Below are 14,090 nucleotides of genomic sequence, written 5' to 3'. Positions count from 1 at the left end.
CGTTTCGAGGCACTGGAATCGCGGCGAATGTTGGCGGCCGCCGTTTGGCACAACTCGCTGTACCCGGCGGATGTCAACGGAAACACCGTCGCCAGTGCACTCGATGCACTGACCATCATCAACGAATTGGGGCAAAATCGTTACAGCGATCCATTAACCCGGCAGCTCAACAGCGAGGTGGGCGACAACGAAACTCCGCCGTTGTTCGACGTCAATTGTAGTGGTTCGGCAACCGCGTTGGATGCCTTGCTTGTGATCAATGTGCTCGGTGGGAAAAACCCGGATCCGGTTTTCAAGTTTGCCGCGACTGGTGACGGCATTCTAGGCGACCACACGACAGTCGGTTGCGATGCCCTGTTGAGCGAAGGAGAATCACTGCGAACTGAAATCGAAACACGTGTCACCCTGGGCGCCGATACCGATGGGTTACGATTGCGTTTTGACGCTCCACAATTCGATACGTCGTCGATCGGCGCGATGCAAGACGCATTCGAAGTGACGGTGACCGACGTTGACGGCAATTTAGTCAGCCAGCCGTACTCGGCAGGTCGGACGGCTCAGTTCAATTGGTCCGAGTCGGCGGCGGGTGCCGGCGGCGCGGCGACGACGTTTACACCAGACACCGAAACATCCGAATCGACACACGAAGTCCTTTTCAATCTGTCGCATCTTGAGAAAGGCACTCAGGTCATCCTCACTGCGCGATTGATCAACAACGACGGGGACGATGGAACGACGGTGTTGATTCGTGATCTGGAACGAGTCGCCGGGCTTGAGCAACCGCCGTTGGTCTTCGAAGGCGAGTCGCTACTGACTCGATCGGACTCACCGCTCCGCTTTGACCAGCTCGAAGACGTCAGTTCCAGCATCGGGGCAAGCTACGGCAGGACGTCCTACACGGCCGATCGTTCACAGGTGATCACCGAGTTGGTGGTGACCAACCTTGGCAACCAAGCGGTGACAGGGCAATTGGTCATCGTCATCGATCGCATTTCTGAGTTGGATGCGGTTGCAATGCGTCCTGATGGAATCCTGCCCGATGGACGCCCGTTCTTTGACATGACCGGGTACTTGGACGGGCCGCTGTTGCCCGGTGATTCAACCCGGCCACGGGAAATTCGCTTTACCAACCCCGGTGGGAATCGATTCCAATATCGATTGACGACCATGGGCGACCTGAACGTTGCCCCGAATGCTTTCGAATCCACCCCGATTGATAAAATCGAAGCCACACGGTCGTTTCGGTATGTTGCCCAAGCGACGGATCCCGATCAGCAGCAACTCACCTACAGCATCGAGGCTGGTCCGGAATCGATGTCTGTCGATCCGACAAGTGGCGAAGTCGTTTGGCCGACCGTTTTGGCAGACGTGGGTAATCACACGGTCACGATCCGTGCGACCGATCCCTATGGACTGTTTATCGATCAAAAGTTCTCCCTCGCAGTCGTCGAGACCCTGCAGAATCGCCCCCCGAACTTTGTCAGCGAGCCGGTGACCGATGCAATCGCATCGAGCGGTTTTGAGATCACCACCGTGGCGATTGGAGATTCTCCGGCCGGCGTCAACGTGATCAGCGGTTTTCAAGGTCCGCGATTGGTATCCATCAACACGGGCAACCAAACCGTCGGTGTCTATGCAGGAAAAAACAACGATCGCTTCGACGACGCGGAGACCTACGCGACGGGGTTCCCCACCGCTGACGGTCAGTTATTCGACGTCGGCTATGCGGTGGACATCGGGCTACCCGAATTCCGTGCCAACGACGAAACGAATGGTATCTTTGGTTTGGACCAGGGAGACCTGAATGGTGACGGCATATTGGACTTGGTGGCTTTGTATACGTACGACGCCCCGAGTGTTGGTCAAAATGATCAACTCGTCATCACCGGGATGCTGGGCGAGGGAAACGGAGATTTCGGTAGCCCCATCGAAATCCTTCGACAAAATATCGGATCCGGTAGCAACGACATTCGGAATCTGCTGTTGCGGGATGTGAATGGAGACGGCTCATTGGACGTACTTGCCGTTGAAAGGCAACGCAACCCGAGGCTGATTACGATCCTCGGTCACGGCGACGGAACCTTTGACGCGGCTGTCGAACAGACCTTCAGCAAAACGCTCAGCGATTTTCGCACCGCAGACATCGATGAGGATGGAAACCTCGATTTGATTGGCCGGACGGCATCGCTTGGATTTGGAGCCAGCTACGAAGCCGTTTGGTTGAAAGGCAATGGCGATGGAACGTTTACAGAACCGATTGTGATTGGATCAGCAGGAGGTGATCCGAATTGCTGTTATGCAACGCAACAGCGTCCTCATGACGTACTCGACCTCAATGGTGATGGAAATCTGGACATCGCTTTCTTGACAGGAAATGGCGTCACGATTTACCACTCAGACGGAAACGGCAACTTCACGCAGCCTTCTGGGGTTACTCCAACGACTGCGCTTGCTCGCGACTGGATTCGCGGCGGCGATTTTAACGGAGATGGGATCGCTGATTTGGTTTTTCACCACGGTGAACGTTTGGAAGTGTTGTTGGGGAACGGCGATGGCGTAACTTTTACTTCGCTACGTGGTCCTGAAACGGACGGTCTGTTGAGCAACTACGCGGGCACGGACGACCCTGTCGACGTCGATGGTGATGGTGACTTGGATCTGATATTCGGCCACTCTAGCGGCGACTGGACGTCTACAAAAGTTGCCATCAATGATGGAGCTGGCAACTTCTCGATTACCGAGTACGCCATGGTCGATTTTTCCGGAGACATCCAACCGTTCGAGGCTGGGGATATCGCTCGGGGAGCTATGTTTGGAGACTACAACTGGGACGGCGTCATCGACTTCTCATACTTTACGTCTGGCGCTGACTTTAACGGCGTCGGTATTCGGCTAGGCACGCGACCTGGCGAGTTTGGTCAGACGCGTACCATCCCGTGGGTGCCTGGTTCGCGAGACGAAGACGCGCTGCCGGGCGACTTCAATGGAGATGGCATCGTCGACTTGGTCGATACCGTAAACGATCGAGTCTTTCTTGGCGTTGGTGACGGCTCGTTCGCAGAACCCTTTCCTGCGGTCGGAGTTTCACGTCCAGGTGGCTTCGGTTCGACGGCAGACTTCAATCTTGACGGCTTGGACGACATCGTAGCAACGCGAGCCAATCAAAATGGTAGCCGCTACTACGTGGCTCTGGCGAACGGCGACGGGACGTTCACCGTCAGCGATGACCAACTCGTTCAAAGTAGTTTTTATGGGTACAGCTCCACACTCATTGCGGACTTCAACCAGGACGGCCTACCCGACTTTGTGGCTAAGTCAAGCGTTGAGCAACAGATCGATGTCCATATAAACAGCCCGTCAGACCCCGGCGTTTTCACTCGCACATTTCGAATCACATTGCCCAGAGGATCCAACGGTACCAATATATCCAGTTGGGAAGAGTCCTACGCGGTCGCGGATTTCACCGGTGACGGTATTCCCGACTTGGCCTTTGCCGAGCGAAACAGTGACACAGACGGCTTGATCAAACTGATCATCATGGAGGGTGATGGCCAAGGTGACTTTAGCCGTCAAGGCGAGCAGACCATTTTCGACAACGGCTCTCAACCTGGTGACTTTTCGGCTGGCGACATCAATTCCGATGGCAGCGTTGATCTCGTCGCGGCAACCACCGCAGGTGCTCGTGTTCTCATCAACGATGGAACGGGTAGTTTTGAGTTCCTTTCGCTGTTTGAGTATCCGGGTACCGAGCAACGCGGTCGCGATTCTTGGCTGGTCGACTTTGACGAAGACGGGCAACTGGATTTGATTCAAACTGGTGCCAATGGCAATGGCCCACTGATCGTTCGACTCGGCAATGGTGACGGTACTTTCGATGCTCCGCAACAACTCGGACTGGTAGGTGGGATCCCAGGGCGTATTTCTCGAAACCCCTTTGCCGATCTCGACGGTGATGGGCATTTGGATTTTGTCTACGCTACCGGAAGTGTCGGAAATTATAGTTCCGATACGGCGTCGATCTTTGCCGGTCGACGTGATGATCTTGTCGATCTACTCGCTGTCGACTTAAACGGTGACGGCAATGAAGAAATCTTGGCGATTCAGCAGCAAATGGAGCGATTGCAAATCTTTGTCGGCGACAATCTCGGCGGCTTCACGCGACAGCCTGATTTGCTGACCGGTCGAGCACCCCATGCGGTTGCCGCTGTAGACCTGGACAGCGATGGGCGATTGGAACTATTAACCGCGAACCGTACGAGTCGCTCGTTGAGCGTTTTCACCGGCAGCATTGATTCCGGTTACACATCGGCTGAGTTCCCTGTGGGGCTAAGGCCGATCGACGTTGCCGCCGCCGACGTCGATGGCGACGGCAATCAAGACATTCTTGTCCTGGACGACGCCGAAAACGCGTTGTGGCTGTTCCTCGGTGACGGAACAACGACGCTTGGAACGCCGACGCCTTTTGCTTTGGGTGACAAACCTTCTCGCTTTTCGATCGCAGATGCGACGGGCGACGGTATTTTGGACGCCGTCATGACCTTGCCTGATACGCAGCGACTGATGATTCTGCCCGGCGATGGAATGGGAGCGTTTGGAGCTCCCATCTACGTCGACCTTGCGGAGGCCCCCAGCGATGTCGCCGTGGTTGATTTGAATGATGACGGCAACCCGGATTTAGCAGCAACGCTCACAAACCTGAATGTGCTCAGTGTGCTGTACGGCCGTGGCAATGACCAGTTCTCAAGAGCCCAACACATCCAAGTGGGCGAATCGCCGAGCCGCGTTACTTTGGCGGATGCGGACGAAGATGGACGCATGGATTTCGTCGTCGCGAATAGCGGCGACGCGACGGCGAGTGTTATTTACAACCGATTCGACCCCAACGAAGTCTATCGCTACGATGCCGATGCGATCGATCCCGACGATGACCACTTGACCTATGCGATCGTTGATGGGCCCGGTGGGATGATCATCAACAGCGAAACGGGCGCACTATTGTGGGCTGCAGCTCCAGATCAAGTCGGTGTGCATGATGTAACCATCTCCGCGGACGATGGCCGCGGCGGTATTGCCACTCAATCGTTTAAGATCGATGTCGTAGCGGCCCGCGAAAACGCGGCGCCACTGATCGCAACTCAGTCGCAAGCCACAATCGGAGCTGGTGAGACGTTCACTTACCAAGCGACGGCGCTCGACAATGACCGCGATGCGCTTCGCTACCGACTGATCGATGCTCCGCCCGGAGCGACGATTGATCCTACCACAGGCTTAGTCGAGTGGGATGGACGGGGCACGGCCCTCATCTTTTCTCCGTACGGCGACCCCGGCGAAGTCCGAGTGGCAGCAAGCGATTCTCTGAAGCCAGCGAGCACTACAATCGAAGGCTGGTTCAACATACACAAGCTGACGGCAAGCAATGGAGCTTCGCTGTTCTTTTCTCTCCCTGGAGCCCATGGTCAAGCATACTACTTGCGATCACTGTTCAACGATCGATTTCAGCTGATCATGGATTTTGACGGTGCGAAAATCGACTTTCAACCGAGATACCAATTCCAGGTTGACAAATGGATTCACATCGCACTTACAGTAGACGATGCTTCGAAAACAGCCACCATCTGGGTCGATGGTAAAGTCATCGGCTCGACGACCATTCCAGATTCCATCGGCTACTCGAACAGCGGAACACTCAATGTCGGCGAGGCCGGGTCATGGAAAACACAAGCCACGATCGAGAATTTCCGGATCTGGAATGTTGCATTCACAGGGACCGAGATTGATGAGTTAATGACGACGCAATACGAGAACGACGCGAGGCTCGCGCTCGATTTTCGGTTTGAAGACACGCGAATGCTGAGCGTCCAAGATCACTCTGTCTATGGCAACACCGGCTTTCGCATCTCCAATGGGTTATTGCCGCAGTCTGTCACCGGGTTAACGGATGCCGGCAGTCACACATTCACTGTCTCCGTTGAAGATGGACGTGGAGGCTACGACGAACAGACATTTACGGTCAACGTTGCGCCCGAACTGCGTGGCAGCATTGCGGGGCACTTGTTTGATGACCTCGACGGCGACGGCGTCCAAGATGATGGTAGTGAAAATCCGGCCGAACCGTCACTCCAGGGCTGGCAACTTTACATCGATACCAACGGCAACGCGTACCCCGATCCAGGCGAGCCACAAGCGATCACCGATGCGAGTGGTGATTACCAATTCGATGGTCTGCTGCCGGGAGAGTATCCCGTTCGAATTTCTCCGGTCGCCGGTTACGACGTGCCGACAGTCGAGACCAACGTTGATGTCGAAGTGAACGAAGAGACGGCGTTTGACCTCGCCATCGAGCAACTGTCGCTCAGTCACGTTCGCGGGCAGCTCAGAACCGAAGACGGTGATGCGATCGCTTACTGGAAAGTCTACGCCGATCTCGATGGAAACGGCGGGCGTGACACCGATGAACCGATGGCAACCTCGGATCGAAATGGAAACTTTTCCCTGACGGGACTGGTCGCCGGCGACTACACGATTCGCCTCGACTTGCCGGCCGGCTGGGCCGATGTGGCCGGCCGAGATGGATTGGACGTGACAGTCGCCGTGGATGAAGTGCTAACCGGCCAGGATTTTACGCTCACGCCGACCAACACGTCCGTCACAGGCGGTGTGCACTTTGTCACCATGCCGCCGGCCGAAGTCGAAGCCCGCCAAGTTTATCGCTACGCCTCGGTCGCTTTTGGGATCCTGAATCCGGCTATTGTTTACGATTTGTCGCTCGCGCCCGATGGGATGTCAGTCGATCCAACGAGTGGCCTGCTCGCATGGCGCCCGACGATCAACCAAGTCGGACAGCACACCGTGATTCTGCGGGCAACCGCTGACGACGGGTCTATCTCGCTGCATGACTTCAATATTGACGTCACCGCACCGAACTTTGCCCCAGCCATCACTCGGCTGCCGGCGCCGCTGGGATTTGTTGGTATCAAACATGTCTACGACGTTGTTGCCCAAGACGCCGAGCAGGAGACGGTGACCTATGCGTTGGTCGGTGAGAACCATTCGGCATCAATCGATCCCGACTCGGGACGATTCACTTGGACTCCCACTGTGGCCGGCGACTATGAATTTACGATCCGAGCCAGCGATATGTCGGGAGCTTCGACCGAAGAAGTTTTCATTGTCAGTGTTTCCGCAGCAACGCCAACGGTGGCGTTGGGTGATCTCACCGGTCCGCGTACTTCATTCCCCTTGACCCAGAAGACCGTGACACGAATCGCCGCGGTTGATTCCATCGGTCGACCCGTCGACTGGTCGATCACCAGCGGACCGGCTGGATTGAGCATCGGCTCCGACGGTGTCATGACTTGGACCCCGGCCGTCTCGCAATTCGGCCAGCACCCGGTTTCGCTCGCCGCGACCGATGCCGATGGCCAAGTCTTCGTCGTGCCACTGTTGCTCGATGTCGTCGGCTCGCTCGTCAACGCCACGCCAGTTGTGAACTCCACCCCGACGACCTCTGCGGTCGTCGGCCGTGAATATCAGTACGACATTTTGGCATCCGATGTGGACGGTGATCCGCTGTCATTCGATTTGTTGGATGCTCCGGCGGGGATGAGTATCGACGCGGGACGTGGAACGATCCGCTGGACACCGGCCGCTGACCAACTCGGCGAGTCCGACGTGGTTGTCCGCGTTGCTGATACTTTTGGCGCCGAAACCACGCAATCATTCAAGCTTCGCGTCAGCCGAACCGGTGGACCGCCCATAATCGCTAGCTTCCCCGAATCCGAAGCGTCCGTCGGCGTGGCTTACTTTTACAGCGTCAAAGCCAAGGATGCCGAATCCGACCCGCTTGTTTATCGATTGCTCACCGCACCGAGCGGCATGACGATCGCAGAATTGACCGGCGAGATCACGTGGACGCCGACGATCGATCAACTCGGTCAGCAGTCGGTCGTCATCGAAGTCAGTGACGGAATCGGCGGCGCTGCGACTCAGACCTTTGCGATTCTGGTCAGCGACGGTGTCCCCAACGCACCGCCAACGATCGACAACGTGTCTCCGCGATTCGCTGCGGTCTCGGATGTCTACTCACACGTCGTCTCCGCCGCCGATCCCGAAGGTACGACGCTGACGTACAGTCTGAGCGAAAGTCCCACTGGAATGACGATCAGTCCAACATCTGGCCAGATCAACTGGACGCCAGTCGCGGGCCAAGACGGCAAACACGTTGTAACGATTCGAGTCACCGACGTCGGGGGCGCGGCTGCAATCGAATCGTTCGAGCTGGACGTCTTGGCGCAAAATACCGAGCCGGTGATCAACGGCATCGCGCCGGTGGATGTCGCCGCCGGTGCGGAGTTCCGCTACGACGTGCTGGCGAGTGATGCCGACCTGGATCGGCTCACGTTTGATCTGCTTACGTCGCCCGCTGGCGCCACCATCGACACCTTCGGCCGCATCCGCTGGCAAACGTCGGTCGCCCAAATCGGAGACCATGATTTCGAAGTCCGCGTCAACGATCCCCGTGGCGGCGAGGTGACTCAGAGCTTCACGCTGGCGGTGATCGAAGACCTCGTGCCACCCAAAGTCAGCTTGATTGAAAACCTCGGTGACGGTTCACGCAACATATTGCCATGGCAAGGCCCCTTCCGAGTCTTTGTCAAAGCGATCGATAACGTGGCGGTTGCTTCGTTGACGCTCACCGCCAACGGTAAAGACATCCCGCTCGACGCGGCTGGCACCGCCACATTCACTTTCGAAGAATGGACATTCAGCACCATCAACGCCACGGCCACGGCGATCGACACCAATGGCAATGCGACCACCAAAACGATCCAGTTCGATTACGATTTCCCCGAGGGATGGAGCGGAGCGGGTACGACGGACATTCCGACCGCCGCCATCACGAGCCCTGCCGACACCGGTACGGTCACGGGGATGGTCAGCATCGTTGGCACCGCAGCACACGAGGACCTGTTCGGCTACAAACTCTCCTATCGCCACATCGACGAAACCCGTTTCACCGAGTTCCATGAAAGCACCACTGCTGTGACCAACGGCGAACTCGGTGTTTGGGACACCAGTTTGCTGCTCAACGATGAATACGTCATTCGCCTAGAAGTCGCCACCAACGCCGGCGTCGTCAACGTTGCTGAACATCACGTGGGACTCGCTGGCGAACTCAAGCTCGGTAATTTCCGCCTGAGCTTCACCGACATGGTGATCCCGGTCGCGGGCATCCCGATTGAGATCACCCGGATTTATGACACCTTGCAAGCCGACCGCGAAGGCGACTTCGGCTACGGTTGGAGGCTGGAGTATCGCAACACGGACCTACGAGTCGGCCTGCCCAAGAGCGGCCTAGAAGACATCGGCATCTACACCCCGATGCGACCTGGCGTGAAGGTCTACCTGAACGTCCCCGGCCAAGGCCGGCAGGGCTTCACTTTCAACCCGGACATTCGCGTCTTGCCTGGATTCGGCGGTCAAAATCTGACGCTCGCACGACCCCGTTTCACTCCCGACCCTGGCGTCACCAGCACCCTGTCCACCGGCACCAGCGGTTATCTCCAAGTCAACGAACTTGGCGAGCTCTACGCCCCAGGTGGAATCCCCTACAACCCCGCCAGTCCAGCTTTTGGTGGAGCCTACGTGCTGACGACGCGGGATGGGATTGTGTATCGGGTCAACGGTTCCAACGGCACGCTAAGCAGTGCGGCCGATCGAAATCGAAATACATTGAAATTTTCATCCAGTGGCATAACTACTTCCAGTGGGTTGAGTGTCAACATCGGTCGTGATGCGTTAGGGCGTATCAACAGGATCACCGATCTAAACGGTGAATCGACGTTCTATACTTACGACCCGTCCGGTGATTTGACCGCAGTACAAGACCGTGAAGGCAACTTGACATTATTCGAATACTCTACCGGCCGCGAACATTATTTAACCAGGGTCGAAGATCCGCTTGGAAGGACGACTGGAAGAACGGAGTACGACGAGAATGGAAGGCTTAGTACTTTGGTGGACATCGGCGGCAATGCAGTACAGGTTTCAATCGATCCGACTGCGCAATCGGAAACCATCATTGACGCACATGGAAATGAGACCTTGGTTGTTTACGATTCGTATGGAAATGTCGTTCAATCCACCGACACTCTCGGCAACACAAGATGGTACGAGTACGACTCGAACAGGAACCGGATTGCTTCGGTTGATCCGTTGGGCAATCGCTATACCCGAACATTCAACGCGAACGGGTTTGTGACTAGTCGCATCGATCCGCTCGGAAATCGCGAGAATCTGGTGAGAGATTCGTTTGGTGTGCTTTTGAGTTATTCGAACGCCCTCGGAAATACAACTCGCTTTGAAAACGATCAAGCAGGCAATATCACGGTGGAAACACTTGCAGATGGCAGCCAAAGTCGCTTTGAATACGACTCCGCTGGAAACCTCCTCAAATCCTTCGATGCGAATGGAGCAGTGACTACGAATCAATTCGATGCTGCAGGCAGAATCCTGTCCGTGGTCAGTCCCGAGGGAACTAGGCAGGCTTACGAGTATAACGCGAATGGTAATCTTGTGGCAGTAATCTCGTTCGTGAGCATCAATGGGGTGTTGGAGGCGCGTCGGGAAACGAGAACGTTTGATGCGGAAGGAAGAGGGACGGGGCTGACAAATGTTGCAGGCGATCGTGTGAGAGTCTTTTTTGACGCCGCCGGACAACCGACTCGATCCGAAGGGCCATTGGGACGGTCATCTGAAACGACGTACAGCGAAAGTGGTCAACCTACAAATCTTCGTAGCGGCAACGTGGATTTGCTTCAGGCAAGCCGTGATCCAGCGGAATCGACTGAGTCGATGACAATGGCCAACGGGGTGCAAATGGTGATCACTCGTGATTCACTGGGTCAGATTGTCTCGAAAAGCGTGATGGACGAGCAAGGGAATGTGGCCGGCAGTCCGGAGACACTTTCCTATGACAAGAATGGCCGCATCATTGGTGTCAGTGACGCCAATGGGTCGCTTTCTAACTTCGAATACGACGCTGCCGGTCGGCGAACGGGCGTGACTGCGGGAGCCGAAAAACAAACACTCCAGTATGATGCAGTCGGGCGCGTCACCAGTGAAACAGCAAACGGTAAATCAGGAAGCGTGGTGTATGATGAGGTGGGACAACTTATACGCACTGAGTTGTCCAATGGCTCAGACATTGAGTTTGAATATGACCAAGTCGGCAACCTAATCGCGGAATACCAAGACGGTATCCTGTTAAGTCGGTACTCGTATGACCTCGATGGAAACTTAACCCAAGTTATTGATGCCGACGGTCACGCGACGACCTATGAGCGGGACGAGTTTGGACGAGTCGTCAGTTTTACAGACTCGCTTGGTCGGGAAACTACGTATGGTTACGATAAACTTGGAAACCGAACGCGTCTGGAGCGCCCCGATGGCTCGATTCTCGAATACAAGTTCAACGCTAGAGGAGAACTTACCGAGATCGTGCAACCCTCCGGCATCTCTACGAAGATCGTTTACGACGAATTTGGCAGAGTGACACAACGGACCGGCGGCAATCTTCCAGTCGTAGACTTTGTCTACGACGAAAAAGGATACCTCGCGTCGGTCGGTGATTCTAGTCAACAATCGACCTTTGCTTATGACAGTTTTGGTCGGGTTGATACGCAAACTTTACCCAGCGGGCGTACCGCGCAGTATACGTATACCACCAACGGACAAGTTGCATCGATCGAAACGCCTGGTGGGACTCGGCGATATACCTACACCCCTACGGGATTGGTCGCGACGGTACAAGACACATCAGGTGGCATTACCTCCTACACCTACGATAATCTGGAACGCCTTGTCGAGACGCAGTTTCCAAATGCGACCACACAGCAAGTCGTTTATAACGATGATGGCTTTGTCGCTCAACAAAGTCTTCGTGGGGCAGACGGACAAGTATTGCAACAATTCGTTTATCGATATTCAACCAGCGGACGGTTGGTTAGCGAAACGCTGCATGACGGTTCGGTGACTGAGTTTACCTATATTGCATCTGGTGCGCTGAGCAGTGAGAAACGCACCGATTCCTTCGGTGTCGAGACACTTATCGAGTATCGATACGATGCGGTTGGAAATCGCCTCGCAAAGACCGTCAACGGGACTCGAATCGAATCCTATTTTTACGACAAGAATGATCGCCTGCTACGAATTGAAACGAACGATGCGACGATTCAATTTGCGTATACCGACGATGGGCAAATAGCCGAACGTCTAATCGACCAAGACAACGTGACGCGATATCTCTGGGACGATGCAGGACGATTGACGAAGGTTACCGTCACAGCCGCCGGTGTCACGATGACGGAAGAATACCTTTACGATAGCTTCGGCGTGCGTACGGCGATCATTCGGGACGGCGAGAGAATTGACTTGATCTACGATGTAACCCGCGGCGATTTAACTGTACTTGAAACGATCGATTCCGATAGCAATGTCATTGAAAGTCACACCTACTCAAACGGATTGGTGTCAACGACCAAAGATGAGACCATCTATGCGGTTGCCGATTCGCGTGGCAGTATCCGGATCGGTACGGCAGCGAATGGAGTTACTCGATTCTCTCAAACCTATGATGCATTTGGAGAACCGCTAGAAGAATTATACCCTGGTCTAACCATCGGGATGAATGGCCAAACCTACGATGCCTTCTCGGGACTTTACTACTTGCAGGCGCGGTTCTATTCTGCCCGCGATGGCCTATTCCTGTCGCCTGATTTAGCAGAAGGACTTGAATGGTTGCCGCAAAGCCATCACGACTATGCATACGCATGGAACGACCCTGTGAATCTTGACGATCCAACTGGGCTTAGCCCACTGACCGAGCAAATCGTTGGTTTGTCGATTCAGCAAAAAGTAATCCTTAGCCTTGCGGTGGGTCAAGCCTTGGTAGGAACGGCGCTGCGACAACTCTACGGGACGTTGGAATGGAACGGGCCGACTCTCTCGCTCGGTTATGGGAAATTATCGCTGGGTTTGGCTGCGTTCTTGAGTGCGCCCTACAAGGATGAAGTCAGTGAAATCTTTGTCTTGACTTTCGCTGAGGAGATTCTTGGAGGTGGTAACAGCCTCCAAGGTGCGTCTAGCAAAGCATTGGCACAGTCGAGGTTAAAAAAATATGCAGGAAAGAGCTTTCCAAAAGGAACGCCGAACCGAAAGTCATTGGAGAGAAAAGCAGTTAAGAATATTAAACAAGATCAGTTCAACGTCGAAAGCATCTTGGGCGGTTCGATAGGTGATGCGACAGTAAACACCCCGTTGTTGTTTGGCAGTTCGGCTGCTGGATTTGCTGGTTTTTACACCAGCATCGGGCTTGGGATTGAGGCGAGTGGTTTTGGAAATGGCCAGTCTGGCTTAACTCCCTTTGCCAATGGATCCCGAGGGGGATCGGTCGTTAACTATGGTTTTGCCTATGGCTATTCATTCTATGCCGACACATCGGCTGGGGCAGGAATTGCGCAAAAGCAGGGACGCGGCTTCGTCGATATAGGGTATAGTTACTCCATACAAGTCGGATTTAGTGTCGGCATCGGCAGTTATAATTACTGAACGAGCAATAAGGCGCACCCGTGGTATGCGACGACCATGTTGAATCGACCCCGCAGGGTGTCGCAGACTTCTCGGAATCTGGGCTGCGACCGCCTCCGGGGTCGGTTCTCGTCAGACCGAACGGACGAGAAAATGGGACGGGGGTAGTTATGGGGACGCTTGGCTGTCGAAAGCCGGGCTGCAAAAGGTTGCGGCTGGCGGCATTCACGGTCGACGCAAGATGGATTCTTTGCTTCCGCCGGGCTTGCCCCGGTTCGGAGCAACAACTGACAGCTACCCGGTAACACAATCGCATTCACTTCCCCACCGCCCGCGAATCGCCAAAGGCGATTCGCGGGCGGTGGGGAAGTTTTGTTGGCTTGGGCAAGTAGCCGTCAGTTGTTTCCTCCGCCGAGACAAGCTCGACGGAAGGAGCTGCTAATCAGAGAAAGTAGGATCGAATCATGGGTGGAAGTTTGAAGTGGGAGGAGTGAAGTTTGAAG

General features: G+C 55.1%; 1 protein-coding gene. It reads left to right on the top strand.

All coding sequences use genetic code 11. From position 1 onward, the window contains the following. Positions 1 to 27: 27 nt before the first annotated feature. Entirely contained in the window at positions 28 to 13,608 is a 13,581-nt protein-coding gene (locus tag Pla52nx_RS18710) for an FG-GAP-like repeat-containing protein (RefSeq protein WP_146520310.1), read from the top strand. Positions 13,609 to 14,090 lie beyond the last annotated feature (482 nt).

This window comes from Stieleria varia, from assembly GCF_038443385.1.
Lineage (GTDB): Bacteria > Planctomycetota > Planctomycetia > Pirellulales > Pirellulaceae > Stieleria > Stieleria varia.
Note: the sequence above shows the minus strand (reverse complement) of the source record. Positions and strands in the feature narration are given on the sequence as shown.

Bases quoted from the DNA above. Each gene is read 5' to 3' on its own strand.
- Pla52nx_RS18710 (WP_146520310.1), top strand. From the start codon at position 28: ATGTTGGCGGCCGCCGTTTGGCACAACTCGCTGTACCCGGCGGATGTC.